24 protein-coding genes and 1 rRNA gene are annotated in these 26987 nt (G+C 52.8%); 11 read left to right on the top strand and 14 right to left on the bottom strand.

Going from position 1 to position 26987, the window contains the following annotated elements; translation table 11 throughout:
- Window positions 1-3: 3 nt before the first annotated feature.
- The gene (locus IM317_RS01735; RefSeq protein ID WP_193362461.1) at window positions 4-924 is read left to right on the top strand and encodes an alpha/beta hydrolase; all 921 of its coding nucleotides are present in this window, start codon (window positions 4-6) and stop codon (window positions 922-924) included.
- 8 nt (window positions 925-932) lie between these two features.
- Here IM317_RS01735 and fabY read toward each other — a convergent pair whose 3' ends face one another.
- The 6 genes from fabY to IM317_RS01705 form a co-directional block, all read right to left on the bottom strand.
- Window positions 933-1874 (bottom strand): fatty acid biosynthesis protein FabY, encoded by a 942-nt coding sequence (gene fabY / locus IM317_RS01730; protein ID WP_033146963.1) that lies wholly within the window; start codon window positions 1872-1874, stop codon window positions 933-935.
- Between the two features lie 44 nt (window positions 1875-1918).
- Window positions 1919-2356 (bottom strand): D-aminoacyl-tRNA deacylase, encoded by a 438-nt coding sequence (gene dtd / locus IM317_RS01725; RefSeq protein ID WP_033146964.1) that lies wholly within the window; start codon window positions 2354-2356, stop codon window positions 1919-1921.
- Complete coding sequence (locus IM317_RS01720) at window positions 2353-3234, bottom strand: virulence factor BrkB family protein (RefSeq protein WP_033146965.1); 882 nt, start codon at window positions 3232-3234, stop codon at window positions 2353-2355. Before IM317_RS01720 ends, dtd begins: the two co-directional genes overlap by 4 nt.
- The gene (yihX, locus tag IM317_RS01715) at window positions 3228-3827 is read right to left on the bottom strand and encodes a glucose-1-phosphatase (protein ID WP_033146966.1); all 600 of its coding nucleotides are present in this window, start codon (window positions 3825-3827) and stop codon (window positions 3228-3230) included. Before yihX ends, IM317_RS01720 begins: the two co-directional genes overlap by 7 nt.
- A gap of 88 nt (window positions 3828-3915) precedes the next feature.
- Entirely contained in the window at window positions 3916-4386 is a 471-nt protein-coding gene (locus tag IM317_RS01710) for a hypothetical protein (protein ID WP_033146967.1), read from the bottom strand.
- Window positions 4383-5132, bottom strand: a complete 750-nt coding sequence (locus IM317_RS01705; protein ID WP_033146968.1) for a transcriptional regulator — start codon at window positions 5130-5132, stop codon at window positions 4383-4385. Before IM317_RS01705 ends, IM317_RS01710 begins: the two co-directional genes overlap by 4 nt.
- Before the next feature lie 545 nt (window positions 5133-5677).
- On the opposite strand from IM317_RS01705, the gene IM317_RS01700 reads away from it, so the two are divergent.
- Both IM317_RS01700 and IM317_RS01695 read left to right on the top strand, forming a co-directional pair.
- Window positions 5678-6295: a transcriptional regulator gene (locus IM317_RS01700; protein ID WP_033146969.1), complete on the top strand. Its 618-nt coding sequence runs from the start codon at window positions 5678-5680 to the stop codon at window positions 6293-6295.
- Window positions 6296-6366: 71 nt separating this feature from the next.
- Window positions 6367-9213: an autotransporter outer membrane beta-barrel domain-containing protein gene (locus IM317_RS01695; RefSeq protein WP_033146970.1), complete on the top strand. Its 2847-nt coding sequence runs from the start codon at window positions 6367-6369 to the stop codon at window positions 9211-9213.
- Between the two features lie 82 nt (window positions 9214-9295).
- Here the strand turns inward: IM317_RS01695 and typA are convergent, their stop codons facing one another.
- A complete protein-coding gene (typA, locus tag IM317_RS01690) occupies window positions 9296-11119 on the bottom strand; it encodes a ribosome-dependent GTPase TypA (RefSeq protein ID WP_023333895.1) in 1824 nt (607 codons plus the stop codon).
- Window positions 11120-11497: 378 nt separating this feature from the next.
- Between typA and glnA the strand changes: the two genes are divergently transcribed.
- From glnA to IM317_RS01670, 4 genes are all read left to right on the top strand, one after another.
- On the top strand, window positions 11498-12907 hold the full coding sequence (gene glnA / locus IM317_RS01685) for a glutamate--ammonia ligase (RefSeq protein ID WP_023309763.1): 1410 nt from the start codon (window positions 11498-11500) through the stop codon (window positions 12905-12907).
- 171 nt (window positions 12908-13078) lie between these two features.
- Window positions 13079-14128: a nitrogen regulation protein NR(II) gene (gene glnL / locus IM317_RS01680; RefSeq protein ID WP_008501857.1), complete on the top strand. Its 1050-nt coding sequence runs from the start codon at window positions 13079-13081 to the stop codon at window positions 14126-14128.
- A gap of 11 nt (window positions 14129-14139) precedes the next feature.
- The gene (gene glnG, locus IM317_RS01675) at window positions 14140-15552 is read left to right on the top strand and encodes a nitrogen regulation protein NR(I) (RefSeq protein ID WP_023309765.1); all 1413 of its coding nucleotides are present in this window, start codon (window positions 14140-14142) and stop codon (window positions 15550-15552) included.
- 111 nt (window positions 15553-15663) lie between these two features.
- Window positions 15664-15774 (top strand): YshB family small membrane protein, encoded by a 111-nt coding sequence (locus IM317_RS01670; RefSeq protein WP_023333898.1) that lies wholly within the window; start codon window positions 15664-15666, stop codon window positions 15772-15774.
- Between the two features lie 72 nt (window positions 15775-15846).
- Here the strand turns inward: IM317_RS01670 and hemN are convergent, their stop codons facing one another.
- Window positions 15847-17220, bottom strand: coding sequence for an oxygen-independent coproporphyrinogen III oxidase (hemN, locus tag IM317_RS01665; protein WP_033146971.1), 1374 nt, complete (start codon window positions 17218-17220; stop codon window positions 15847-15849).
- A gap of 188 nt (window positions 17221-17408) precedes the next feature.
- Window positions 17409-17924, bottom strand: coding sequence for a Der GTPase-activating protein YihI (yihI, locus tag IM317_RS01660; RefSeq protein ID WP_033146972.1), 516 nt, complete (start codon window positions 17922-17924; stop codon window positions 17409-17411).
- Between the two features lie 577 nt (window positions 17925-18501).
- On the opposite strand from yihI, the gene yihA reads away from it, so the two are divergent.
- Window positions 18502-19131 (top strand): ribosome biogenesis GTP-binding protein YihA/YsxC, encoded by a 630-nt coding sequence (gene yihA, locus IM317_RS01655; RefSeq protein ID WP_029741470.1) that lies wholly within the window; start codon window positions 18502-18504, stop codon window positions 19129-19131.
- A gap of 311 nt (window positions 19132-19442) precedes the next feature.
- Here the strand turns inward: yihA and polA are convergent, their stop codons facing one another.
- Window positions 19443-22235 carry a DNA polymerase I gene (gene polA / locus IM317_RS01650; RefSeq protein WP_033146973.1) on the bottom strand — a complete coding sequence of 931 codons (2793 nt, stop codon included), beginning with the start codon at window positions 22233-22235 and terminating at the stop codon, window positions 19443-19445.
- A gap of 440 nt (window positions 22236-22675) precedes the next feature.
- On the opposite strand from polA, the gene IM317_RS01645 reads away from it, so the two are divergent.
- Window positions 22676-23584: an acyltransferase gene (locus IM317_RS01645; RefSeq protein ID WP_033146974.1), complete on the top strand. Its 909-nt coding sequence runs from the start codon at window positions 22676-22678 to the stop codon at window positions 23582-23584.
- Window positions 23585-23607: 23 nt separating this feature from the next.
- On the opposite strand, the gene dsbA is transcribed toward IM317_RS01645, so the two are convergent.
- The 3 genes from dsbA to IM317_RS01630 all read right to left on the bottom strand — a co-directional run bounded on the left by dsbA (window position 23608) and on the right by IM317_RS01630 (window position 25590).
- Window positions 23608-24231, bottom strand: coding sequence for a thiol:disulfide interchange protein DsbA (dsbA, locus tag IM317_RS01640; RefSeq protein ID WP_033146975.1), 624 nt, complete (start codon window positions 24229-24231; stop codon window positions 23608-23610).
- Window positions 24232-24258: 27 nt separating this feature from the next.
- Entirely contained in the window at window positions 24259-25245 is a 987-nt protein-coding gene (locus IM317_RS01635; RefSeq protein WP_033146976.1) for a serine/threonine protein kinase, read from the bottom strand.
- A gap of 75 nt (window positions 25246-25320) precedes the next feature.
- Window positions 25321-25590, bottom strand: a complete 270-nt coding sequence (locus IM317_RS01630; protein ID WP_008501866.1) for a YihD family protein — start codon at window positions 25588-25590, stop codon at window positions 25321-25323.
- Between the two features lie 68 nt (window positions 25591-25658).
- Here IM317_RS01630 and mobA point away from each other — a divergent pair, with 68 nt between their 5' ends.
- Window positions 25659-26243 carry a molybdenum cofactor guanylyltransferase MobA gene (gene mobA, locus IM317_RS01625; protein WP_033146977.1) on the top strand — a complete coding sequence of 195 codons (585 nt, stop codon included), beginning with the start codon at window positions 25659-25661 and terminating at the stop codon, window positions 26241-26243.
- The gene (gene mobB, locus IM317_RS01620) at window positions 26240-26743 is read left to right on the top strand and encodes a molybdopterin-guanine dinucleotide biosynthesis protein MobB (RefSeq protein ID WP_033146978.1); all 504 of its coding nucleotides are present in this window, start codon (window positions 26240-26242) and stop codon (window positions 26741-26743) included. The genes mobA and mobB overlap by 4 nt, the downstream gene beginning before the upstream one ends.
- Window positions 26744-26841: 98 nt before the next feature.
- Here the strand turns inward: mobB and rrf are convergent.
- A 5S ribosomal RNA gene (rrf, locus tag IM317_RS01615) occupies window positions 26842-26957 on the bottom strand.
- Window positions 26958-26987: the final 30 nt, after the last annotated feature.

Here is a 26987-nt window from a genome sequence, read left to right as displayed (position 1 = left end):
TTCATGGCACTGGAACAGGGTATTGCGCAGCTGGTTAAGGGATTTATCGCTGCAGGCCGGCCTTCGTCACATCGACAGACCATTGAGGTACGACGAGCAGGGTACATTGCCAGCACGGGGCTTGCCGGGAAGACAGAAACGCGCGTTCAGGTAGAGACGCTAGTGCTTGAGGGCCTTACCATTCGGGTATTTTCACCTCTTAATGCCCCTGAAATATTGCCTGCTGCCATCTACTATCACGGCGGATGCTTTATCAGCGGCGGCTTTGATACCCATGACAACCAACTCCGTCAGTTAGCCTGCTACGGCAATTGCCGGGTGATCGCGGTTCAGTACAGGTTGGCGCCGGAGCATACCTTCCCCGCCGCACATGACGATGCTGAAAGAGGTGCAGATCTGGTCTGGCAATATGCGGACAAATTAGGCGTGGATAAGAACCGGCTCACCCTCTGTGGAGACAGCGCGGGAGGGCATCTGGCGCTGGTGACGTCATTGCGGCTCAACACTAGAGGACAATGGAAACCCGTACAGCTCATTCTTATCTATCCTATGCTCGACGCCACCGCCAGTTTTGAAAGCTATGCCCTCAATGGCACGGATTATATTATCACCCGCGATACCCTGCTCAGCGGGTATGAAATGTATCTTGCAGAGACTGACCGCCAGCATCCGGAAGCCAGCCCGCTGTGGCGCGATGATTTTTACGGGCTTCCGCCAGCGCACATCATTACCGCAGAGTACGATCCGCTTTGCGATGAGGGAGAAATGTTGTATCAGCATCTGACTGAGCAGGGTGTGAAGTGTACCGCTCAGCGCTGGCTGGGCGTCATCCATGGCTTCTTTCAGCTTGGCGGCGTCAGCCAGTCAGCGCGAGACGTTATGCGGGATATCGCCGGGCGGATTAACCACGCCCGAGGAGAGTGAACGGAAGATTACTCCTCCTCGTTCCCACCCTCTTCATACGCGCCGAAGGGCTTCGCTGGAAGAACAATGTAGGTGCCTTCAAACACCGCACCCGGTGTTTTATCGCCAAACAGTTCAACCTGCATTTGTACGCGGGCTTTGCGGCCGCGCGCCAGGCGGTCCAGATCGCCGCCCAGTGACCCCAGATCGGCCACGGCGCTCGGCTTGCCGCTTATCGGTGCGCTATAGCGAATGTGAGCATCAGCAAGAATGATGGTGCCGCCCAGATGGCGCTCGCGAAGCATCAGCCAGATGAGCCCCCAGCCGGTGAGCGTCGCGAGGGAAAACAGACTTCCGGCAAACAGAGTGTGGTGCGGGTTTTGATTGCCGGTTTCCGGCATGGTGGTAATAAATTTTTGTCCGGTGTACTGCTGAATGCGCACACCCATTTTTTCGCTGAGCGGAATGTACTGATACCAGGCCTGCTGCAGCTGTCCACACCAGTCGGCGCGATGAAGAATATCATCCAGCGTGGCGATGGGTTTGATCATCAAAAAATGACGAATCGGCGTGGTTTGAGGGGTCGTGATTTCCCCCTGATTCACAAAGCCGAGCTTGGCGAAAAAATCTACGGCATCTTCGCGGGCGCTACAGGTGACGCGCTTAACGCCTTCCTGACGGGCGACGGACTCAAGGGTCATCGCCATTAGCGTTCCCAGACCTTTGTCCTGAACGGAGGGATGAACCGCCATAAAGCGAATCGACGCTTCGTTATCGGCGTTGATATACAAGCGCCCGACGGCGACGAGGTTACCCTCTTCGTCCATCACCATCTGATGGTGGGCCATCGCATCCCAGGCGTCGCGTTCCGAGCCTTTTGGCTGATGCAGTGGCTTGCGCAGCATTTCCCAGCGGAACTGGTAATAAGCGTCTAACTCTTCTTCCGTTTGCGGTACTCGAAGGTGATACATAGCTGTACTCTCTCTTGTTACCCGCGGCCACGCCGCCAGTTGGCTCATACCTGGAGCCAGAATGTGACGGGGCCATCGTTCACCAGCGAAACCTGCATATCTGCAGCGAATCGTCCGGTTTGCGTATTCATTTCCTGCTGGCGACAACGCTCAACAAAGTACTCGTAAAGTGTTTCTGCACGATCCGGCGCGGCGCCTTTGGAGAAGCTCGGACGCATGCCGCGCTCGGTATCCGCAGCCAGCGTAAACTGGGAAACCACCAGCACGCTGCCGCCCGCCTGCTGGACGTTCAGGTTCATCTTGCCTTCCGCATCGCTGAAAATACGGTAGCCCAGCACGCGCTCACACAAGCGGTTGGCTTTTTGTTCGTCGTCATCCTTTTCGACACCTAACAACACCAAAAGTCCTGGGCCAATTTCACCCGTCACCTCTCCCTCCACGGTGACGCTGGCACGGGTTACGCGCTGTATCAATGCAATCATGGTTGGTCTGCTTCTAATTGTTTTTCAGCTTCTGCTGCTTTTTTAAGTTCGCGGTACACACCGAGAGTGACAGTTATTTCGGCACCAAGCAAGACGATACACCAGGTCCAGTAGACCCATACAAACAAAATGGGGATCACCGCCAGCACGCCGTAAATCAGCTGATAGGACGGAAACATGGTGATGTAGAGGGCAAACCCTTTTTTACCGAGCTCAAAAAGCAACGCCGCCACCAGCGCTCCCACAACCGCATCGCGGTTAGGCACGCGCGTGGTCGGCACGACGCTATAGAGCAGCCAGAAAGAAAGCCACGACAGGATCAGCGGAAAGATACGAAGCGCATTATCAATTACGCCGTTTAAATCACTCGCCCAGCGCAAGGAGAGAAGATACGAACTGATCGCCAGGCTCGCCCCGGCCAGCAGCGGCCCCAGCGTAAGAATCATCCAGTACACGGCAAAGGAATAGACCTTTGGCCGCGCTTTTTTACTCCGCCAGATCGTGTTCAGCGCATTATCAATGGCGTACATCAACAGCAGCGCGGTAACGATAAGACCGCACGCCCCCACTGCCGTCATCTTGCTGGAATTGGCAACAAACTGCTCAATGTAGTTCTGGATGACATCCCCGGTTGCAGGGATGAAATTCGCGAAGACAAAATGACGAAGCTGCAGGCTGACGTCCGCAAACATCGGAAAGGCGGAAAACAGGGCAAAGATGACCGCCACAAGCGGCACTAATGAGAGCAACGACACGTAGGCGAGGTTACCCGCCAGCGTGGTCATGTTGTCCTCATCAATACGGTGCCAGAGCAGTTTCAGCCAGGCCCTCAGGGGGCGAGTATGATGCGTGGCTTTTTGATGAACGGTTTTTAGCATAGCTGCTTCGCAAAGTAGTTTGGTATCGTCTCTTTTCCGGTCACCAGAATTGACGTAATACCCAACTGGTTAGCTCCCTCTATATTATCGGCGTTGTCGTCAAAAAAGACCGCATCGGCCGCGGTGAATCCTTCCGACTGGAGAACAGCCTGATAAATTCGCGCTTCAGGCTTACGCATCCCCATCTCTTGCGAAAGATAAATCTTGTCGGCCGCAGCCTTAACTTCAGGGTATTCCTCAGGCCAGAACGTCGTGTGCAGACGGTTGGTATTGGATAACACAACGACCCGATGGCCCTGCTCACGGAGCTTATGCATGATGTCGATCACTTCAGGTCGGATGGCGACAAATACCGCCTGCCAGCCGTGAGAAAACTGCTCGTAGCTTAAGGGTAGATCCATCTCATGGCAGAAACGTTCAGCGAATTCTTCATCGTCGATCTCTCCGCGTTCATGCTGATGGAAGGTCTCGCCCATCGCGAAATTCTGCTTCAGTGTCGCCAGCGGAACGCGGCTAAAGTCGCTCCATGCACCCAGCACGCGATTAAAATCGATATCGACGATTACGTTTCCTAAATCAAAGATATAAAGCATGTTTATCTCCTGCTCGCCGTGGAGAGATAACTGTAGCGGGAATAAAGAGATTTGACTATGCGTGCTGTCTAAGGTGTGCGATCGATTTCTACGGCGCGCTTTTACGACAGTAAAGTGAAGGGACGTTTGACGCGGCAAAAAGCCAGGCTCCCCGATACTCATCGATCATCAGGCTCAGCTCTCTTCCCGGCGTGCGATAAAAACCCGGCAGCGTGGCGTTGATATCAGCCTCATCCGCATTATCGGCGAAGGTTTTAACAATACGATCGTTATTTAATACGCGCGCGTTCTGATGATAGCTGTAGTGAAAATAGATGGTCCGGTTAACCTCAGAAACCGTCTGACCAAATAATTTACCGTTAATGACGGTGGATCCCTCCCGATGCTGCATCCGCCAGGAGACCGTACCCACAAATCGGTTTTTACCAATCGTCCATTCCACATCCCCCGTACAGCGTATCGGCGAACTCGAGAAATGCGAATACGCTAACCAGCCGCTGGTGATAGCGGCCCCCAGAAACGCCGCCAGAAAAATAATACGGTTCCGGAATGTCTTCATTGCTCATGCGCCCAAAAATAATGCGTGGTACATAATGCTGCCGCATCCCGTCGCGCATCGTTATTACAGACAAACGCCGCGATTCGCTCCGTTTTACTATAGCCGATCAGAAAAACGTATCGTTTTTCGGCGCACAGACCGGGATGATTTTTTAACAGGCGCAAGTAATGATCCTGAACAGGTTCATTAGGTGCATAAAAAAGCTGGCAGGCGTTGTTCGTACTGCCCGTTGAAAGTGGCATGTAGTGGCTAAACGGCATGTTCTGGTAATGCTTATATAATATCCCCCCGTTGATAAGCGCGATCAGCAAAAGCACAGCGGTGGTTATTATCAACCAGACCGGCATCTGCATCTGCATCGCGGTATCATCAGCTATTTCCGCCTCGTTATTAACCATCACGGGCTCAGCGGTTGGGGTAAATACTTCAACCTGGGTGGCTTCGGAAAGCGTAAGCCCGCGGCGAGAAATCGTTTTTACCGTATCGCGCGGCAACCCCACCTCAGCAAGCGCATTGCGTAATGTCAAAATGGCCTGGTAAAAGGTATTCGGTGTTGTGACGTCATTGCGCTCCCCCCATCCCACCACCATTAACTTATTTTGCGAAATTATTTTCCCTGGATGGGTGATGAGATAAAGAAAACAGAGATTGGCAGGAAGCTGCAATTGTATCGTTCGCCCGGTAATATGATTTACCAGGGTTTTGTTTTCTGGGTCATACTCGACCAACTTGTTAATGAGATACAATTTTCCTTTCCTCAGAAATAACAATACATAACTCTATACACCAAAAACATATACGTATATTTAACAACAGTATAGGTCAGATGGATTAGGACGCGATACCGCCCCATCTAAGATTAAAAACAACATATTATTTTTCAATTAGTTACAAGGCACTTTTCTTAGGTTTACCTCATCTAAAACGACATAATGAGATTTCATTACACTTCGCCAGCCCAAATAATTATATTGAGCCGCAACCAGAGAAAAGACTGACGTTGCGGCAGACTGAGGAAACGAATCTTTAGCTATTAGTGCTATTTCGTGTACCTCCTTCCTGGATTTTTTTTGCCGAATAATCTTAAAGGAGTGACAAATATTCCTGGAGCACTTCTGTCAGGTGATATTTTTTCGCTATGACGACGGACTGACTGAATAGATAAGCCCAGGAATTTATTTCCCTGATACTCTTTTTCATAAACAAGACAGGATAACTGGATATGTTTCAAGATTGACACATTTGAACGGCAATGAAATATTGACAATGAAAAAAGACAGGAGTGGACTGGATGATAACATCGTCGAAAACAGTTGCCCGCTGTATAAGCTGTGAATTGTCCTGTCAGTTATTTCCAGATAACGCAGTACGATCACAATATTGTGGTAATGCCTCGTTCGCAGTTTGGCCGGTTGGTAATCATTTCCTGCAGATTGCAGTTGTAAATAAAATATTACGCAGGAACAAGAATCACCTGTCACGAGGGTTTATTTTTGTAGACTTTTCGATGTACAACCTGCGCGTACTGGCCGATCCGCAATGGATTGAACGCCTGGCGATAACTAACATGAACATCGTTATAATCTCGGACCGTAAACTAGAGGCATTGGCGAATTACTTACTCACTCACCACAGTGAAATAAAGGGAGTTATTTATTCAGACGATAATGACGTTATATTGCAGGATAAAATCAACCACCTTTTCTCCGGAAGACGGGTAAATAGTAGACGTGGAAGTAAGTTGAATGCTGTCGAATTTACTTTGCTTAACAGGTTTTTATCAGGAGCATGCCTCCAGGAGATTATAAAAACAGACAGCATTGATGTTAAAAAAATTTATGTTCATAAAATACGACTTGAGAGGAAGTTAGGTACCAGCATTCATAAAATTCTCGTTTCTATTTTGTAGTTTCAACCTCTTAGCATACCCACAATTAATCGCGTGGAGGATGTTCTACGCCTGAAAGAAAGGGGGCAGACATGCCATATTTAATGAAACACTCACCTGTCGCAGTTGCGATTTCACTGGCGTTATCGTCAGCGTTATTTACCGCCCATGCAGCGGTAATAGATTTTGCTAATTTACCCGCCTCCGGAGCAGTAACGGATTTGCCTGCAGAAATACAGGCGCTGATTCCTGCAACGGCAAACGCGAACTTTAGCAAAAATACCAGCGATCCTAACTATGTCTACCAGTACAGCCCGGGTAATATCCCGATCTACGGAGATGGGATCACCCTCGAAGGACCGGGGGCGGAAGCCTTTGAGCATTCAGTCACCGTTATTCAGAACTCCACGTCCGGCAGCCCGGGGGTAATATTTGGTGACGATCTGACTATTCGCACCCAGTCAAAAGTGGCTGCCAATAATGGTAAAGACGTCGACGGCATTCGTACCCATGGTATGAACACGCCGGACAACCCGGTGTTTATTATTACCGGAGACCGCACCCACATTTACGTTAATGGCCAAAGCGGTGACGGCATCAATGCCGGGTACAGCTCCTTCAGCCAGGGCTCTCTTGGCTCCGCCAATATTTATGTGGGTGACGATCTCTATATCGAAACCACCGGCAGTACCGGTCGCGGCATTAGCGCCTATGCATTGAATGATGCTTCAAAAGCCAAAAATAACATTATCGTCGGCGATCGTGCGCATATTGTGACGCGTGGTACCTACGCAGAGGGGATTCGTACCAACCAGAGCGGCTCTTATGTTCGTCTGGGGAGTGAGGCCACCATCGAAACGTACGGCACATCGGCCTACGGCCTGTATGCAGGCTCTGCATCCAAAATTGAGCTGGGAAAAAACGCGACGATTACCACCGACGCGGCCAGCGCCTCCGGGGTGTATTCTACCGGCTCGTCAACCATCACCCTTGATGAAGGCGCGACCATCACCACCAACGGTGCCAGCGCGCATGGCGTCTATGCGTACACAGGCGCGGTGAATCTTGGTGATAACGTCACCATTGCGGTCAACAGCAGCGAGAAAACCAGCAGCTCCGCGCAAGCGCCGCACGGGATGTATGCCTGGTCACGCGGCGTGATAACGCTCGGGGGTGGCGCAACCATTACCACCGCAGGCCAGCGCGACAGCGGTAGCTACGCCCTGAACGCCAGCAACGGTGGCGTGATTGATGCCTCCGCGGGCGGAAAATTCACCCTCAACGGTGACATCCTCTCCGCTGGCGGCGTCGCGGCCACCAGCACTGCCGCAGCGCAAAACAGCGCGATCGCGCTCACCATGCAGGACAACTCTCTCTGGAACGGGGCGTCTTACATTGAGAGCAACGCCAACGGTACCGGGACTATCGCGCTTACGATGAATGATGCCGTGTGGAATATGCGCGACAGCTCCACGCTGACCAGCCTGACGCTGAATGCGGGCGGTACGATTAATTTCCAGCATGCTGAGGATGCGGCGTGGCAAACCCTGACCATCAGTGACGATTTTATCGGCAACGGCGGCAAGCTGGTTTTCAATACCGTGCTGTTTGACGACACATCGGAAACGGACAAACTGATCGTTGAAGGCAACACCTCCGGTCATACCGGGGTGGAAGTGAACAACATTGGCGGTACTGGCGCACAAACCATTGAAGGGATAGAAATCGTCAGCGTTGGCGGCAACTCTGACGGGACGTTTGAGAAGGCCAGCCGTATCGTGGCGGGGGGTTATGACTATAACGTTGTGCAAAAAGGTAAAAACTGGTTTCTGACCAGCCTGGTTGAGCCCGTTGACCCGCCGGTCGACCCGGTAGACCCACCTGTTGACCCTGTGGACCCGCCCGTCGACCCGGTGATTCCGCCGCAGGAACCGGCCCCCCCTGCTGCACCACCGCAAAGCGAGCATCAGTATCGCCCTGAATTTGGTAGCTATCAGGCGAACAGCTATGCGGCAAATACGCTGTTTATGACCCGCCTGCACGACCGTCTGGGTGAAACGCAGTACACCGACCTGCTCACCGGCGAGCAAAAAGTAACGAGCCTGTGGATGCGTAACGTCGGCGGCCATACGCGTTTCAGAGACGGCAGCGGCCAGTTAAAAACGACCGCCAACCGCTACGTGCTGCAGCTGGGTGGTGATGTCGCCCAGTGGAGCACCGACGGCCTGGATCGCTGGCATCTTGGCCTGATGGCGGGCTACGGCAACAGCCAGAGCCGGAGTGCTTCCAGCCTGACCGGATACCACTCGCGTGGCGAAGTGAATGGCTATAGCGTCGGTCTGTACGGTACCTGGTACGCAAACGACGCGGATAAAAGTGGAACCTACGTTGATAGCTGGATGCTGTATAACTGGTTCGACAATAAGGTGATGGGGCAGGATCAGGCGACTGAGCGTTATCACTCCAGCGGCGTAACCGCCTCTGTAGAAGCTGGCTATAGCATTAAGGGGGGCGAAAGCGGCCGCAACAGCTACTGGATCCAGCCGAAAGCGCAGGCCGTTTGGATGGACGTGCAGGCTCACGACCATCGCGAACGCAACGGCACGCGGGTGAAAGACGAGACTCAGGGGAATCTGATGACACGTCTCGGCGTGAAGGCCTATATCAGCGGACATAACGCGATTGACGACGGTAAATCCCGTACCTTCCAGCCGTTTATCGAGGCGAACTGGATCCACAATACCCAGACCACGCGCATCCGCATGGATGACGTCAGCAATGAAATGCGCGGTGCTCGCAATATCGGCGAGTTAAAGACGGGCGTAGAGGGGCAGATTACGCCGCAGCTTAGCGTTTGGGGCAATGTGGCTCAGCAGATAGGCGACAAAGGCTACAGCGATACCCAGGGGATGCTGGGGGTGAAATACAGCTTCAAATAACAATAAAAAAGCCGCTGAGAGATCAGCGGCTTTTTAGTTGCCAGGTGGCGCTCACGCTTACCCGGCCTACGGATTGACCGTATTACTCTTCTTTCGCACCGCGCATAGCACGTTTACGATCGTTCTCGGTCAGGTGACGTTTACGGATACGAATTGACTGTGGAGTCACTTCTACCAGTTCGTCATCATCGATGAATTCCAGAGCCTGCTCCAGAGTCATCTTGATCGGTGGAACCAGAACTGTTGCTTCGTCAGTACCGGACGCACGCATGTTGGTCAGTTTCTTACCGGTCAGGCAGTTTACGGTCAGGTCGTTAGAACGACTGTGAATACCGATGATCTGGCCTTCGTAAACTTCAGCACCGTGACCCAGGAACAGCTTGCCGCGATCCTGCAGACCGAACAGCGCAAACGCAACCGCTTTACCCTGACCGTTGGAGATCAGCACGCCGTTATTACGCTGGCCCACTTCGCCCGGACGCACGTCGTCGTAGTGGCTGAAGGTGGAGTACAGCAGACCGGTACCGGAAGTCATGGTCATGAACTCTGAACGGAAGCCGATCAGACCACGGCTTGGGATCACGTAGTCGAGACGTACGCGGCCTTTGCCATCTGGATTCATGTTTTTCAGGTCGCCTTTACGCTCACCCAGAGCCTGCATCACAGAACCCTGGTGCTGCTCTTCAACGTCCAGCGTTACGTTTTCGAACGGCTCTTGTTTACGGCCGTCGATTTCGCGGAAGATTACTTTCGGACGGGAAACCGCCATTTCGAAACCTTCACGACGCATGTTTTCGATCAGAACAGACAGGTGCAGCTCACCACGACCAGAAACGCGGAATGCATCGGCATCCTGGGTTTCTTCAACGCGCAGCGCAACGTTGTGCACCAGCTCTTTGTTCAGGCGGTCAAGGATCTGACGAGAGGTAACGAATTTACCTTCTTTACCACAGAACGGAGAGGTGTTGACGTTGAAGAACATGGATACGGTTGGTTCATCAACGGACAGGGCTGGCAGCGCTTCGACGTTCTGCGGATCGCAGATGGTGTCGGAGATGTTCAGTTCACCCAGACCGGTGATAGCGATGATGTCGCCCGCTTCCGCAACGTCACTCTCGATACGCTCAAGACCCAGGTGAGTCAGTACTTTACCGACTTTACCGTTACGGGTTTTGCCTTCGCTATCGATGATAGTAACCTGCTGGTTAGGCTTCACTTTACCGCGCTTGATACGACCAATGCCGATTACGCCAACGTAGTTGTTGTAGTCGAGCTGAGAGATCTGCATCTGCAGGGTGCCGTCGAGATCGACGTTTGGTGCAGGAACACGGTCAACAATCGCCTGATACAGCGGGGTCATGTCTTCAGCCATGTCTTCGTGGTCCAGACCTGCGATACCGTTCAGCGCAGAGGCGTAAACGATAGGGAAGTCCAGCTGCTCGTCGGTCGCGTCGAGGTTAACGAACAGGTCGAAGACCTGGTCAACAACCCAGTCAGGACGCGCGCCAGGGCGGTCAACTTTGTTGATAACAACGATTGGCTTCAGACCATGGGCAAAAGCTTTTTTGGTCACGAAGCGCGTCTGTGGCATTGGGCCATCCATTGCGTCAACGACCAGCAGAACGGAGTCTACCATGGACATTACACGTTCAACTTCACCACCGAAGTCGGCGTGCCCTGGGGTATCAACGATGTTGATACGGTAGTCATTCCATTTAATCGCGGTGTTTTTCGCGAGGATGGTAATCCCACGCTCTTTCTCCAAATCGTTGGAGTCCATCACGCGTTCTTGGGTTTCGGCACGCGCATCAAACGTACCGGATTGCTGCAGCAGCTTGTCGACCAGGGTAGTTTTACCATGGTCAACGTGCGCGATGATGGCGATGTTACGCAAATTTTCGATCACAACTTTGCCTCAGGCATTTAGAAATAGCGCGTTATTGTACACGGATTAATCGCACTACAAAACAGGATCACAAACATCCCCCGCAAACAAGTATTGCAGAGATGCTTTGTGATCGCTTTCACGGAGCGGTAAAAGGGCACTTTAACGTAAATTGCACCAATATGGTGCTCAATGTTCACATTGAAGCACTATACTGGTGCAACAAATCCATTGTGGTGCAGCCCTTTTGCACTATGGTGCGCATGATAACGCCTTTTTGGGGTGATTTAAAAGTTGGCACAGATTTCGCTTTATAAAAAATACATGGCACCAGCCAGTACAAACAGAAATTGAAGACCTCGTTACCACGACGACAATGACCAATCTGGAGAGTTAAGTATGTCCGCTGAACACGTTTTGACGATGCTGAACGAACATGAAGTGAAGTTTGTTGATCTGCGCTTCACCGATACCAAAGGTAAAGAACAGCACGTCACAATCCCTGCTCATCAGGTGAACGCCGAATTCTTTGAAGAAGGCAAAATGTTTGACGGCTCCTCCATTGGTGGCTGGAAAGGCATTAACGAATCCGACATGGTTCTGATGCCAGACGCGACCACTGCGGTCATTGATCCGTTCTTCGAAGAACCAACCCTGATCATTCGTTGCGACATCCTCGAGCCAGGCACGCTGCAGGGCTACGACCGCGACCCACGTTCTATCGCGAAACGCGCTGAAGAGTACCTGCGTTCTACCGGCATCGCAGACACCGTTCTGTTCGGGCCAGAGCCAGAATTCTTCCTGTTCGATGACATCCGCTTCGGTGCCTCTATTTCTGGCTCCCACGTGGCTATCGACGACATCGAAGGTGCATGGAACTCCTCCACTAAATACGAAGGCGGTAACAAAGGTCACCGTCCTGGCGTGAAAGGCGGTTACTTCCCGGTTCCTCCGGTCGACTCTGCACAGGACATCCGTTCCACCATGTGTCTGGTGATGGAAGAGATGGGCCTGGTTGTTGAAGCTCACCACCACGAAGTGGCGACTGCTGGTCAGAACGAAGTGGCTACCCGCTTCAACACCATGACCAAAAAAGCGGACGAAATTCAGATCTACAAATACGTTGTGCACAACGTTGCGCACCGTTTCGGTAAAACCGCGACCTTCATGCCAAAACCAATGTTTGGCGATAACGGTTCCGGTATGCACTGCCACATGTCTCTGTCCAAGAACGGTACCAACTTGTTCTCTGGCGACAAATATGCCGGTCTGTCCGAGCAGGCGCTGTATTACATCGGTGGTGTTATCAAACACGCTAAAGCGATCAACGCCCTGGCGAACCCAACCACGAACTCCTACAAGCGTCTGGTCCCGGGCTACGAAGCGCCAGTGATGCTGGCCTACTCTGCACGTAACCGTTCTGCTTCTATCCGTATTCCGGTGGTGGCTTCTCCTAAAGCACGTCGTATCGAAGTTCGCTTCCCGGACCCAGCGGCTAACCCATACCTGTGCTTCGCAGCACTGCTGATGGCCGGTCTGGACGGTATCAAGAACAAGATCCACCCGGGCGAAGCGATGGACAAAAACCTGTACGACCTGCCGCCAGAAGAAGCGAAAGAGATCCCACAGGTTGCTGGCTCTCTGGAAGAAGCCCTGCAGGCGCTGGACGCAGACCGCGAGTTCCTGACTGCAGGTGGCGTATTCACTGACGACGCTATCGATGCTTACATCGCCCTGCGTATGGAAGAGAACGACCGCGTGCGTATGACGCCACACCCGGTAGAGTTCGAGCTGTACTACAGCGTTTAATTAAAGTTGTTTTACCCGGCGTGATAAGCGCCGGGGGTAGTTGCCGTGGAAACTTTTAGCCCATCTCCGGATGGGCTTTTTTCTCCACCAACAACCTGATCTCACGCGCTTTTTACGCCGAAAACGCTATACTGCACTAAATTAGTGCAAACGACTCCAGGAGACTGCTGAATGGCAACTGGCACGCTGCCCGATGCTGGGCAGATCCTCAATTCTTTGATTAACAGCATATTGCTGGTCGATGACGAGCTGGCCGTTCATTACGCCAACCCGGCGGCGCAGCAGCTGCTCGCCCAAAGCGCACGTAAACTGTTCGGCACCCCGCTTCCTGAACTCCTGAGCTATTTTTCACTGAATATTGGCCTGATGCAGGAAAGTTTGCAGGCCGGCCAGGGGTTTACCGATAACGAAGTGACGCTGGTGATCGACGGGCGCTCGCACATTCTGTCGCTAACCGCGCAACGTCTTCCCGAAGGCCTGATCCTGCTGGAAATGGCGCCGATGGATAATCAGCGTCGACTGAGCCAGGAGCAGCTTCAGCATGCGCAGCAGATTGCCGCCCGTGACCTGGTGCGCGGTCTGGCGCATGAAATCAAAAACCCGCTGGGTGGATTACGCGGCGCGGCGCAGCTTCTGACCAAGGCGCTGCCCGATCCCGCGCTGGCGGAATATACCAACGTCATCATTGAGCAGGCGGATCGTCTGCGGAATCTGGTAGACCGTCTTCTCGGTCCGCAGCAGCCGGGAATGCACGTTACTGAAAGCATCCATAAAGTGGCTGAGCGGGTGGTGAAGCTCGTCTCAATGGAGCTGCCGGAGAACGTCACGCTGGTACGTGATTACGACCCAAGCCTGCCGGAACTGGCCCACGACCCGGACCAGATTGAGCAGGTCCTGTTGAATATTGTGCGTAATGCCCTGCAGGCGCTGGGGCCTGAAGGCGGTGAGATTATTTTACGCACCCGCACCGCCTTCCAGCTCACGTTACACGGCGTGCGCTACCGGCTGGCCGCCCGAATCGACGTTGAGGATAACGGGCCCGGCATTCCATCGCATTTGCAGGACACCCTGTTCTACCCGATGGTAAGCGGTCGCGAAGGCGGAACCGGCCTGGGCTTATCCATTGCCCGCAGTTTGATCGATCAACACTCCGGGAAAATTGAATTTACCAGTTGGCCGGGACATACCGAGTTTTCGGTTTTCCTGCCGATTAAAAAATAAAGGTGACGTTTATGCAACGAGGGATAGTCTGGGTAGTCGATGACGATAGCTCCATCCGTTGGGTGCTTGAACGCGCGCTCACTGGGGCAGGATTAAGCTGCACGACGTTTGAGAGCGGCAGCGAAGTGCTCGACGCACTCACCACCAAAACGCCAGATGTTTTGCTTTCGGATATCCGTATGCCGGGCATGGACGGGCTGGCGCTGTTAAAGCAGATCAAACAACGCCACCCTATGCTTCCGGTCATCATAATGACCGCGCACTCCGATCTGGATGCCGCAGTGAGCGCCTATCAGCAAGGGGCGTTTGATTACCTGCCCAAACCCTTTGATATCGACGAAGCGGTGGCGCTGGTTGAGCGCGCGATTAGCCATTATCAGGAGCAGCAACAGCCGCGCCACGCGCCCGATTTTGGGCCAACGACAGATATCATCGGTGAAGCGCCGGCGATGCAGGACGTGTTTCGCATTATCGGTCGTTTGTCCCGCTCGTCCATCAGCGTATTGATTAACGGTGAGTCGGGAACCGGTAAAGAGCTTGTGGCGCATGCATTGCACCGCCACAGCCCGCGGGCAAAAGCGCCGTTCATCGCCCTGAATATGGCGGCGATCCCGAAGGATTTGATTGAGTCCGAACTGTTCGGCCATGAAAAAGGGGCATTTACCGGCGCCAATACCATTCGCCAGGGGCGGTTCGAACAGGCTGACGGCGGTACGCTGTTCCTGGATGAAATTGGCGATATGCCGCTGGATGTCCAGACCCGCCTGCTGCGCGTGCTGGCCGACGGGCAGTTTTATCGCGTGGGCGGCTATGCGCCGGTGAAGGTGGACGTGCGCATTATCGCCGCGACCCACCAGAACCTGGAGCAACGCGTGCAGGAAGGAAAATTCCGTGAGGATTTATTCCACCGTCTGAACGTTATTCGCGTTCATCTGCCGCCGCTGCGTGAACGTCGGGAAGATATTCCCCGCCTGGCGCGTCATTTCCTGCAGGTAGCCGCCCGCGAGCTGGGCGTGGAAGCCAAGCAGCTTCACCCGGAAACCGACGCCGCTCTGACGCGTCTGGCGTGGCCGGGCAACGTGCGTCAGCTGGAAAACACCTGCCGCTGGTTAACCGTGATGGCCGCCGGGCAGGAAGTGCTGATTCAGGATTTACCGGCCGAGCTGTTTGAAGCGACCGCGCCTGAAAGCAGTACCGGGCACGCGCTGCCGGACAGCTGGGCGACGCTGCTGGCGCAGTGGGCCGACCGCGCGCTGCGTTCCGGTCATCAAAACCTGCTGTCTGAAGCTCAGCCGGAGATGGAGCGTACGCTGTTAACTACCGCGCTTCGTCATACGCAGGGCCATAAGCAGGAAGCCGCTCGCCTGCTGGGATGGGGACGTAATACCCTGACGCGCAAGCTTAAAGAGCTGGGAATGGAGTGATCGTACGCCGCTGTGTAAAGGTTATTCATTGAGCGCAAATTGCCGTTATTTTGCGCTTTACTGTTCCGATGAGTTTTGTATGATCGTGCCCGGAAATTGGGGGTGAACATCATGCTGGAAACAATCGTGAATATGCTCTCTAGCGGAGCCGCTGAAAGCCACACGCCACAGACAGCCGTTGCGGCTATGTTGTGTGCGGCGCTGGTGGGGCTGTTTAGCTAGCGAGTTGAACGTAAAAGCCGGGTGGCGGCTTCGCCTTACCCGGCCTACGTTTTGTGCATTTTGCAATGCGCCTTAAATCACCCGCGAGAACTGCTGTAGTCGCGCTTTCTGACGTAGATACGCGTCAAAGCACATGCAGATATTACGGATCAAAAGACGCCCTTTCGGCGTGACCTCAATTGCGTTCTCCGACACATCCACCAGCCCGTCTTTCGCCAGCGGCGCAATCAGCTTCAGGTCTTCCGCAAAATAATCGCTGAAGTGCAGATCCCACTGCGACTCAACGTCGCTGAAATCGAGACGGAAGTTGCAGATTAGCGCCTTAATCACATCGCGTCGGATGCAGTCGTCGCGCGTTAACGCGATGCCTCGCCACAGCGCGTTGCCCGTTTCATCAACCTGCTGGTAGTAAAGCTTCAGCTCTTTCTGGTTCTGCGCGTAACAGTCGCCAATCATGCTGATAGCGGAGACGCCCATCCCCAGCAAATCGGTATCGCCCTGGGTTGTGTAGCCCTGGAAGTTGCGGTGCAGAACGCCTTCACGCTGCGCAATCGCCAGCTCGTCATCCGGACGGGCAAAGTGATCCATCCCGATAAACTGATAGCCGGTTTCGGTCAGCGAGGTAATGGTTTCCTGCAGGATATCCAGCTTCTGCTGGGCAGAAGGAAGATCGGCATCTTTGATTTTTCGCTGAGCGGCAAAGAGCGTCGGCAGATGCGCATAGTTAAAGACGCTCAGGCGGTCCGGGTTGAGTTCGGCCACGCGCTTCAGGGTGAAGGCGAAGCTTTCCGGCGTTTGCTTTGGCAGGCCGTAAATCAGGTCAATATTGGTCGAGGTGAAACCAATCTCGCGCGCGTGATTGAGTAAGGCAAAGATAAATTCTTCGTCCTGCTCGCGGTTCACCAGACGCTGAACCTCTTTATTGAAATCCTGCACGCCCATACTCAGACGATTGAAGCCTTCGGCGCGTAAGTGATCCAGTACATCCAGCTCAATTTCACGCGGATCGACTTCGATCGAGATTTCAGCGTCGGCGTTAAAACTGAAATTGCCGCGCAGCAGGGTCATCAGGCGGCTGATTTGCGCTTTATTCAGATAGGTTGGCGTACCGCCGCCCCAGTGCAGCTGGCTAACGTGACGGCCAGCAAACAGCGGCGCGCGATGCACAATTTCTTGTTCGAGCGCATCAAGATATTGGTCGGCTTTGTGCTGCTGACGGGTAACGATTTTATTGCAGCCGCAGAAGTAGCAGAGCTTGTGGCAGAACGGAATATGGACGTAGAGCGACAGCGGACGCTCAGGATAGCGCGCGACAGCCTGCTGGAAATCAGCCTCGCCGAAGGCATCGGAGAACTCCAGCGCGGTGGGGTATGACGTATAACGCGGCCCGGAATAGTTATATTTCTGGATTAGGGCCAAATCCCAGTCGATAGTTGGTGCTGACATGCTCACTCCTTCCGTTGGTGTCGCGTTCGTATACGGCGGCCCGTTCTGGCCCCGTTGCGGGCCATCATTCGGGTGCGCAGCCACTTCTGTCGCCGCGACAACCGCCGTAGTTTAACGAATAACCACACCAGATAACATATAACCGGAAGGGTTATAAGCAGGACTATCGTGCCTGCCGGGTGCAAATGTTAGTTTCCACCCTTCAGAAGACGCATCATATCTTCCTGCTTCTCGTCTTCTTCTTCATCTTCGTCATCGTCGTATGACAGGCCCAGCTTCTGCATCAGTTCATCGATACGATCCAGTTTGGCATCCACCCATGACTGCTCTTCAGCGGTCAGGGTTTCACCCTCTTCAAGACGTTCCAGCAGCGCGTCCAGGCGCTCATCGTTCTCCAGCAAATCCAGCTCAGCCTGCGGTGAAAGCATAGGTTTCTCGCTCTTTGGTTTGTGCTGCTTAGTGACCGGGGTGTCTGTCACGCCCAGTGGAATGGGAGTTTTACTGCCGATACGAGGGTCTTTCTGCTGTTTGCCTTTTGCAGAAGCACCCGCTGCACCACCACCGTTGGCACGGCTACCCGCAGTATGACCGCGATGTTTTTTGTCGCGTTTGCGATCGCGCGCTTCCTGGTTCAGTTCTTCGCGCGTTTTGCGGCGTGCTTTTGCAGGGCGTTTCGCGCCCGCAGCGGAGGTTGGTTTTTTCATGATGTTTTATCTTTAAGTCGTTTTCTTCAGTATAGAATTGCGGCGAAATCTAGCAGAAAGCAAGCAAAGAAAAAAGGCGACAGAGCAATCTGTCGCCTTTTTTCCTGACTCACAACCCTTAGCGGGTCAGACTTTCCGTGTTTGCCAACAACAAACCCTGTTTATCCCTTGGCTAATACCGTCCGTGATACGGTTCCATTTCCTTTTAAAACGCCTCCAGGCGCTGGTCATCCTGACAATCCTGCGTCTTCGCCTCCTGGCGCTCCTGACCCTAATCCTTAAGTCGATTTCCTGTTGGCTTCCTCGCCCTGACGCACACTTTACCTTGTTCCGTTAAACTAACAAGCAACGAAACGGTACAAAAAGGATTTTTCAGACAATTACCCGGAAATAAGCTTATGATTTAAAACAGTTTGGCTTTTTTGACGCCTGCGAATTCTCTGAAATCTCCCATAGCATCACTGGCCGATCTCTCACACCGGTTGGGGCATTCGCCTACAGCTCATAGCAATCAGAAAAGCCTTTTGGCTGCATTCGGGTATAATCCCCTTCAGATTACGATTTTGGAGACGACCACGTGACTACCTGGAACTACCAACAGACGCATTTTGTCACCAGTGCGCCCGATATTCGCCACCTTCCTTCTGATACCGGTATTGAAGTGGCATTTGCTGGCCGCTCCAATGCGGGGAAATCCAGCGCCCTGAATACGCTGACCAATCAGAAGAGCCTGGCGCGTACCTCAAAAACACCTGGCCGTACCCAGCTGATCAACCTGTTTGAAGTCGCAGAGGGCAAACGCCTGGTCGACTTACCGGGCTACGGTTACGCGCAGGTACCGGAAGAGATGAAAATCAAGTGGCAGCGTGCGCTGGGTGAATACCTGGAAAAACGCCTGTGCCTGAAAGGTCTGGTGGTGCTGATGGATATTCGCCATCCCCTGAAAGATCTGGATCAGCAGATGATCGACTGGGCTGTAGCAAGCGATATCGCCGTGCTGGTGCTGCTGACGAAAGCCGATAAGCTGGCGAGCGGCGCGCGTAAAGCGCAGGTGAATATGGTTCGCGAAGCGGTGCTGGCGTTCAACGGTGATGTGCAGGTTGAGCCGTTCTCCTCGCTGAAAAAGCTGGGCGTGGACAAGCTGCGTCAGAAGCTCGATACCTGGTTTAGCGAGCTGGAACCCGCGACGGAAGCGGAAGAAGAGTAATACCGAGCGCGGCGATAGCCGCGTTTTTTTTGCCTGAATTTTTCTTTGACGCAATAAAAAACGCCCCAGTCATTACTGACTGGGGCGGCTAAAATATTCAGCCAAATCCGATTACGTGAAGTAAAAGGTCTGAAAGATAGAACATCTTACCTCTGTACCCTACGCCGACAACTCTACCCCTTTTTGTGCTGCAGAAAAAGCATTTTTTGTAGTTTTTTTTCATTCTTTACATAGGGAATTCTAATGATTGTCACAAAACGCGCGTTGTTATGTTGCAAACTTACATAAAAAGCGCGTTATGCGAAGAACCCTTAGTGAGCCTGATCCCAGTTTTCGCCACTTCCCACTTCCACCAGCAACGGCACGTCAAGCGTCATGCTGCTTTCCATCAGTTCGTGGATCTTCTTCGACACGGCGTCGAGGTCGTCTTTGTGCACTTCAAATACCAGTTCATCGTGTACCTGCATGATCATTTTCACGCGAGGCTTCTCTTTTTCCAGCCAGGCATCAACGGCGATCATTGCACGCTTAATAATGTCCGCCGCGGTACCCTGCATCGGGGCGTTGATCGCCGCACGCTCTGCGCCAGCGCGACGCGCCGCGTTGCTGGATTTGATGTCCGGTAAGTAGAGACGACGGCCATCCAGGGTTTCGACGTAACCTTTTTCCTTCGCCTGCGCGCGGGTGCGTTCCATGTATTCCAGCACGCCCGGATAACGCTCGAAGTAGAGATCCATATACTTCTGCGACTCTTTGCGCGGAATATTGAGCTGGCGCGAAAGACCAAATGCACTCATGCCGTAAATCAGACCGAAGTTGATCGCCTTAGCACTGCGGCGCTGCTCGTTGGTCACGCTGTCCAGCGGCAAGCCGAAGACTTCCGCCGCAGTTGCCCGGTGGATATCCTTCCCTTCAGCAAACGCGGTCAGCAGGCCTTTGTCGCGGGACAGATGCGCCATAATGCGCAGCTCAATTTGCGAGTAGTCAGCAGAGACAATCAGATAATCCTCTGGTGCGATGAAAGCCTGTCGAATACGGCGGCCTTCTTCGTTACGTACCGGGATGTTCTGCAGGTTGGGATCGGTTGATGAGAGACGACCGGTCGCCGCGACAGCCTGGTGGTACGACGTGTGCACGCGACCCGTTTTCGGGTTGATCATCAGCGGAAGCTTGTCGGTGTAGGTAGACTTCAGCTTCGCGAGGCCACGGTACTGCAGAATCACTTTTGGCAGCGGATAATCCAGCGCCAGCTCTTCCAGCACCTCTTCAGAGGTTGACGGCGCGCCGCCAGGAGTTTTCTTCAGCGGCTTGATGCCCTGCTTTTCAAACAGAATGGTTTGCAGCTGCTTCGGCGAAGAGAGGTTAAACGGCTCGCCTGCAAGCTCATGCGCTTTTTGCTCGAGCTCGGTCAGACGCTGCGCCAGCTCCCCGGAGTGGTTATGCAGCACCGTTGGGTCAATCTTCACGCCGTTGCGTTCAATGCGGGACAGAACGGGTACCAGCGGCATCTCGATATGCTGGAACACGTTCAGCGGACCTTCATGCTTCTGCAGTTTTGGCCACATCTTCAGGTGCAGCTGTAGCGTGACATCTGCGTCTTCCGCCGCGTAGCGCCCCGCTTCTTCCAGAGCAATCTGGTTAAAGGTGAGCTGATTTTTCCCTTTACCGGCAATCTCTTCAAAGGTGATCGTTTTGTGCTTGAGCCAGCGGTCAGATAAGGAATCCATATCATGGCGGCCCGCGACGCTGTCCAGAATGTAGGATTCAAGCATGGTGTCGAAGGCAATCCCGCGCAGTTCAATGCCGTAGTTTTGCAAAATACCGCGGTCGTACTTGAGGTTTTGTCCAACCTTGAGCGCCTTTTCGTCTTCCAGGATCGGCTTTAGCAGCTCAAGCACGCGTTCACGGGAGATCTGCTCCGGCGCATCCAGGTAATCGTGCGCCACAGGGACGTAGGCGGCAATACCCGGCTCTGTCGCAAATGACAGGCCGACCATATTGGCAGAGATGTTATCGAGGCTGTCGGTTTCGGTATCAAAGGCGAAGACCGGCGCCTTTTTCAGCTTATCGATCCAGGCGATCAGCTGTGACTCTTCAAGAATGGTTTCGTAGTTGTCGAAGGAAAGCGCCACGGCTTCTTCTTCCGCCTGCTCTTCTGCGTCAACGACGATCGTCTCCTTCGGCTTTGCAGCAGGTTTGGCCCCTTTCGCCTGCAGCCATTTACCGGCTTCCACGTCAGCGGTCCAGCGCTTGAATTCGTATTTCTTAAACAGGCTCAGCAGATCGTCAGCGGAAGGCTGTTGCACTTCAAGCTGCTCACAGCCCAGCTCCAGTTCGACATCGGTTTTGATTGTGGCCAGCTTATAGGAGAGATAAGCCACCTCTTTGTTCTCTTCCAGTTTTCCGGCCATGGTTTTTGCACCACGGAAGGAGAGCCCGGCGATTTTGTCTGACTCCGCGTAGAGCGTGTCCAGACCGCCCAGCCCCTGGAGCAGCGCCTGCGCGGTTTTTTCACCGACGCCAGGGACACCCGGGATGTTATCCGAGGAGTCGCCCATTAACGCGAGGAAGTCGATAATCAGCTCAGGCGGCACGCCGTACTTTGCGACCACTTCTTCAGGCCCGAGAATGGTGTTAGTCATGGTGTTAATCAGGGTAATACCTGGCGTCACCAGCTGCGCCATATCTTTATCACCGGTGCTGATCAGCACAGGACGCCCCATCTTTTCTGCTTCACGCGCCAGCGTGCCGATGACGTCATCGGCTTCAACGCCAGAGACGGCCAGCAGCGGCAGCCCCATCGCTTTTACCATGGTGTGCAGCGGCTCAATCTGCGCGCGCAGATCGTCAGGCATTGGCGGACGGTGAGATTTGTAATGTTCAAACAGCTCGTCGCGGAAAGTTTTACCTTTCGCATCAAAGACCACAGCCGCATGGGTTGGCTGATACTGAAGGATCAGGCTGCGCAGCATGTTCAGCACGCCGTACATTGCGCCGGTGGGTTCCCCTGCGCTATTGGTCAGAGGAGGAAACGCATGATATGCCCGATACAGGTAAGAAGAGCCATCGACGAGAATAAGAGGGTTTTCTGGGATCTGAACCATAATGTCCGTGCCTTTAATCAATTTATGGGTAAAGGATGCCACAGAAGGATGAAAACATCAGGTATTAGCGCCAGATACAGGAAAAGATTTTGCGATCGTGAGGATCGCTCGCAAAAATCAAACTGTGGATAAGTTTGTGCATATTTTCACTTCATATGAATAACAGACGTAAAAAATACATATGCGTTAATTTTTAAATCTTAATTATCATGCTGTTATATCATTAGATCTTATCTATATGGTCAACTGATGGCAATTTAGTCTATGTGGATATAAGCCTTGTTAAGCGCGCAATCACAGAGAAATCGTCTGCGACAGAGTAAAAGCGGCCAAATCATCACGTCAAAGCGCCATTAATTTGTCTGTTTTCTGGTAAAATCAGCGCCCGGCGTTGCATAGCCGACCGCTCACTTACAGCTAACTACCTGAAAAAGCTCATCATGCCGAGATTGCTCGCAGCAATAACATTACTGTTAAGCATCATTTTAACTATCCTTGTGACTGTCGCCTGCTCTGTGCCGATCATTATCGCCGGGATCGTTAAACTGCTGCTGCCTGTTCCCATGGTGTGGCGAGCCGTGTCTGCATTTTGTAACTTCATGATGTACTGCTGGTGCGAAGGACTGGCGATCCTGCTGTGCCTGAACCCACATCTAAAGTGGGATATCAAAGGGCTGGAGAGTCTTAACAAGAAGAACTGGTATCTGCTGATCTGCAATCACCACAGCTGGGCGGACATCGTGGTGTTATGCGTACTTTTTCGCAAACACATCCCGATGAACAAATATTTTCTGAAACAGCAGCTCGCCTGGGTGCCTTTTATCGGGCTGGCCTGCTGGGCACTTGATATGCCGTTTATGAAACGCTATTCGCGCAGCTATTTGATTCGTCATCCCGAGCGTCGCGGCAAAGATGTGGATACCACGCGCCGTTCCTGCGAAAAGTTTCGCGCGCATCCTACGACCATCGTGAACTTTGTTGAAGGCTCCCGGTTTACGGAAGAGAAGCATCAACAAACTCGCTCCCCTTACCAGCACTTGCTGCCGCCAAAGGCTGCGGGTATTGCGATGGCGCTTAACGTGCTGGGATCACAGTTCGATAAACTCCTGAACGTCACACTCTGCTATCCGGAAAACAATAAGACGCCGTTCTACGATATGCTCAGCGGCAAACTGACGCGCATTGTTGTGCGTGTCGATCTGGTTCCGATAGATGCCGGGCTGCACGGTGATTACGTTAACGATAAGAATTTCAAGCGTCGTTTCCAGCAGTGGCTTAATACGCTCTGGAAAGACAAAGACGAACAGATAGACAATATTAAATCTTCATACAAAAACGCCGGTCAGTGACCGGCGTTTTTACATCCGCGAAATTACTTCTTCTCAACCAGGTATTTCACGGTATCAGCATACTGCTGTACGAAGATATCCATGCTGCTGGTGTCCATGCCCTGCATGTTCAGCTGGTATTTGCCGTTAACAAACATCGCCGGAACGCCCTGAAGCTGGAGGTCAGCAGCCGCTTTTTCCTGCTGAGCAACCAGAGATTTCACCACAAAGCTGTTCCATGCTGCGTCATACTCTTCACCTTTCACGCCGGCATCAACGAACACTTTACGGATATCCGCAGTGGTCTGAACGGTCTGGGTTTTCTGTACGGCTTCAAACATTGGCGCAGTGATCTTATCTTCCACGCCCAGTGCCATCGCAACCGCCCACGCCTGGGTCAGGTCTTTACCCAATGGACCCAGGAACTCGACGTGGTACTTGGTCATTTTGGTGCCTTCTGGCAGCTTTTTCTTCACGTTGTCAGAAACATGCAGAACCTGCTCGAACTGATAGCAGTGTGGGCAATAGAACGAGAAGAACTCCAGAACCTGTGGCTCGCCAGCGACCGGTTTGTCCAGCGTGATGAACTGTTTGCCGTCGGTAAACTGCGCAGCAGAAGCGCTAAATGCCAGAATCATACCTGCCAGCGCCAGCCAAATTTTTTTCATGATTAACTCTCTCCTGGGTGTGTCCAATTAATACATCGGCGTTAATTGCAGAGGGGGTTCCTGAAGAACCTTGACCTGCTCAGTAAATGTAGATATCTGGCTACGCCAGTAATCCTCTCCGGTAAGCCACGGGAAATTCCGGGGAAATGCGGGATCGTCCCAACGCCTGATTAACCATGCGAGATAATAAACAAAACGCATCGCACGTAAAGGCTCAATCAGGGCAATTTCGTCTGAATTAAACGGGCTAAATTCTTCATATGCTTCAATAATGGTTTCAAGCTGCATACGTTGCTCGGCTTTGTCGCCATTGAGCAGCATCCACAGGTCCTGAACCGCTGGCCCCATACGCGCATCATCGAGATCGATAAACAGCGGGCCATCACGCCAGAGGATATTTCCGGCATGACAATCGCCATGCAGGCGCAGGACAGAAATATCGTCGCGCCAGCAGGTTTTAACAGCAGCAATGAGCTTATCGGTGGCGTTGAGGAAATCATCCTTTAACGCAGTGGGGATCATGGCAGACGTTTCGAATATTCCGCGTGGCTCAAGAAGGTATTCCTGAATTCCGATAGTCGGGCGGGCAATAAAGGCTTTTTTGCGTCCCGTCTGGTGTATGCGCCCAAGATAGCGGGCAACCCACTCCATCTGATCGATATTATCCGCTTCAAACTGGCGGCCACCCAGGCTCGGGAATACAGCGTAGTAAAACCCTTCGTGCGTGAGGAGCGTTTGGTTATTGAATTTTAGCGGTGCGGCAACGGGAACATCGTCATCCAGCAGATCGTGAGCAAACTGATGCTCTTCCTGAATTTGTTCTGCGGACCAGCGTTCAGGACGATAGAATTTTACGACGAAGCGATGACGATCCTCATCCTGAAACTGATAGACGCGGTTTTCGTAGCTGTTTAACGGTGTTAGCCCGGAATCCACCCGAATACCCTGTTCAAACAGGGCATCCATAATGGTGTCCGGGTGTAATGTCTGGAAAGTAAAAGCCTGGTCGTTCATCCGATCATCCGGAAATTATACGAATGATTCAGGATATCATCTTGTGGCGATTTCGGTGCCGCCGCTTACAAGCTTTTACTCTTTAATTACGCCTCGGGCGCGCAGTAATGCGGTCTTAAAATCTTCCTCATAATCTTTCTGAATACCAGGAATAACAGCATCTTTGGCAGAGTCACGCATTTTAAGGTGATAGATCAGGATGTCGTCAGAAAGGTCTGCCAGATCGCCGTCAAAACCTGACTCTTTCGCCAGTTTCTGTAAAAATTGCATCAGATTTAGCTCTGGCTCTTTTTGCCAGGCGGGCTGGAGGAGTTCAATGACTTCATTCAGACGTTTACATTTCATGGTGGTGCTCCTTTCATTTAGAGTGACACGTTAGCAGGGTCAATCCCACAATAAAAGAGGCGATATTCGTGAATCTTAGCCAGGAAATCATTGGGGTCGTTCTGGCAGGTGGCAGAGCGACACGAATGGGGGGAAAAGATAAGGGGCTTCAATGCCTGAACGGCAAACCCTTATGGCAATGTGTCGCTGATACGCTCGCAGGCCAGGTGTCGACAATGGTCATCAGTGCTAACCGGCATATCGACACTTACCAGCTCAGCGGGTATGCCGTTTATCAGGATATCCTTGAGGATTACCCGGGACCGCTGGCCGGCATGCTTTCGGTCATGCAACAGTCTCACGGAGAGTGGTTCATCTTCTGTCCCTGCGATACCCCGTTTATTCCGTCCTGTCTTGTCGAACGTTTGTTGCTGCTTCGGGGTACGGCTCCTGTGGTTTGGGTACATGACGGCGAGCGTGATCATCCTGCTATCGCATTGATGCACCGATCCCTGGCGCCAGCCCTGCAGTACTATCTGGCTGCGGGAGAGCGCAGGGTGATGGCTTTTATGCGCGAGTCTGGCGGTCATCCCGTTGATTTTAGCGATTTAAAATCAGCATTTGTGAATGTGAATACGCCTGACGATTTGCAGATGATGCAGGAGAAAAGATGATACCTGTTGTCGCCATTTCTGCCTGGAGTGGGACCGGAAAAACCACTCTGCTGAAAAAGCTCATTCCTGCGCTTTGTGCCAGAGGTATCCGTCCAGGATTGATTAAACATACCCACCATAATATGGATGTCGATAAACCGGGCAAAGATAGCTATGCGTTGCGTAAAGCGGGTGCAGCGCAAACGATGGTGGCAAGTACTCAACGCTGGGCGCTGATGACAGAAACGCCGGATGAGGCACCGCTGGATCTCGCTTATCTGGTCAGCCGGATGGATCACGCCACGCTGGATCTGGTGCTGGTTGAGGGATTTAAGCATGAGGCCGTGCCTAAGATCCTGCTGTTCAGAAGCGATGCCGGGCATGATTTCAGCGAGTTAACGCTGGATGAGCATGTGATTGCGGTGGCCAGTGATGTTGTATTGCCGCTTGAAGTTCCGATGCTGGATTTAAATGATGTGGATGGGATTGCGGAGTTTATTGTGGAGTGGAGTGCGATCTGACTTGCCGGGTGGCAGCTTTGCCTTATCCGGCCTACAAATTTCTGAATGCTTAAACGCAAAAAGGCCATCCTTGCGGATGGCCTCTTCACTTATTTGATGCCTGGCAGTTCCCTACTCTCACATGGGGAGACCCCACACTACCATCGGCGCTACGGCGTTTCACTTCTGAGTTCGGCATGGGGTCAGGTGGGACCACCGCGCTAAAGCCGCCAGGCAAATTCTGTTAATCTGTATCAGGCTGAAA

Source organism: Enterobacter cloacae complex sp. S3, from assembly GCF_014930495.1.
GTDB lineage: Bacteria > Pseudomonadota > Gammaproteobacteria > Enterobacterales > Enterobacteriaceae > Enterobacter > Enterobacter asburiae_B.
Note: the sequence above shows the minus strand (reverse complement) of the source record. Positions and strands in the feature narration are given on the sequence as shown.

Bases quoted from the DNA above. Each gene is read 5' to 3' on its own strand.
- IM317_RS01735 (WP_193362461.1), top strand. From the start codon at position 4: ATGGCACTGGAACAGGGTATTGCGCAGCTGGTTAAGGGATTTATCGCT.
- fabY (WP_033146963.1), bottom strand. From the start codon at position 1,874: ATGTATCACCTTCGAGTACCGCAAACGGAAGAAGAGTTAGACGCTTAT.
- dtd (WP_033146964.1), bottom strand. From the start codon at position 2,356: ATGATTGCATTGATACAGCGCGTAACCCGTGCCAGCGTCACCGTGGAG.
- IM317_RS01720 (WP_033146965.1), bottom strand. From the start codon at position 3,234: ATGCTAAAAACCGTTCATCAAAAAGCCACGCATCATACTCGCCCCCTG.
- yihX (WP_033146966.1), bottom strand. From the start codon at position 3,827: ATGCTTTATATCTTTGATTTAGGAAACGTAATCGTCGATATCGATTTT.
- IM317_RS01710 (WP_033146967.1), bottom strand. From the start codon at position 4,386: ATGAAGACATTCCGGAACCGTATTATTTTTCTGGCGGCGTTTCTGGGG.
- IM317_RS01700 (WP_033146969.1), top strand. From the start codon at position 5,678: ATGATAACATCGTCGAAAACAGTTGCCCGCTGTATAAGCTGTGAATTG.
- IM317_RS01695 (WP_033146970.1), top strand. From the start codon at position 6,367: ATGCCATATTTAATGAAACACTCACCTGTCGCAGTTGCGATTTCACTG.
- glnA (WP_023309763.1), top strand. From the start codon at position 11,498: ATGTCCGCTGAACACGTTTTGACGATGCTGAACGAACATGAAGTGAAG.
- glnL (WP_008501857.1), top strand. From the start codon at position 13,079: ATGGCAACTGGCACGCTGCCCGATGCTGGGCAGATCCTCAATTCTTTG.
- glnG (WP_023309765.1), top strand. From the start codon at position 14,140: ATGCAACGAGGGATAGTCTGGGTAGTCGATGACGATAGCTCCATCCGT.
- IM317_RS01670 (WP_023333898.1), top strand. From the start codon at position 15,664: ATGCTGGAAACAATCGTGAATATGCTCTCTAGCGGAGCCGCTGAAAGC.
- hemN (WP_033146971.1), bottom strand. From the start codon at position 17,220: ATGTCAGCACCAACTATCGACTGGGATTTGGCCCTAATCCAGAAATAT.
- yihI (WP_033146972.1), bottom strand. From the start codon at position 17,924: ATGAAAAAACCAACCTCCGCTGCGGGCGCGAAACGCCCTGCAAAAGCA.
- polA (WP_033146973.1), bottom strand. From the start codon at position 22,235: ATGGTTCAGATCCCAGAAAACCCTCTTATTCTCGTCGATGGCTCTTCT.
- IM317_RS01645 (WP_033146974.1), top strand. From the start codon at position 22,676: ATGCCGAGATTGCTCGCAGCAATAACATTACTGTTAAGCATCATTTTA.
- dsbA (WP_033146975.1), bottom strand. From the start codon at position 24,231: ATGAAAAAAATTTGGCTGGCGCTGGCAGGTATGATTCTGGCATTTAGC.
- IM317_RS01635 (WP_033146976.1), bottom strand. From the start codon at position 25,245: ATGAACGACCAGGCTTTTACTTTCCAGACATTACACCCGGACACCATT.
- IM317_RS01630 (WP_008501866.1), bottom strand. From the start codon at position 25,590: ATGAAATGTAAACGTCTGAATGAAGTCATTGAACTCCTCCAGCCCGCC.
- mobB (WP_033146978.1), top strand. From the start codon at position 26,240: ATGATACCTGTTGTCGCCATTTCTGCCTGGAGTGGGACCGGAAAAACC.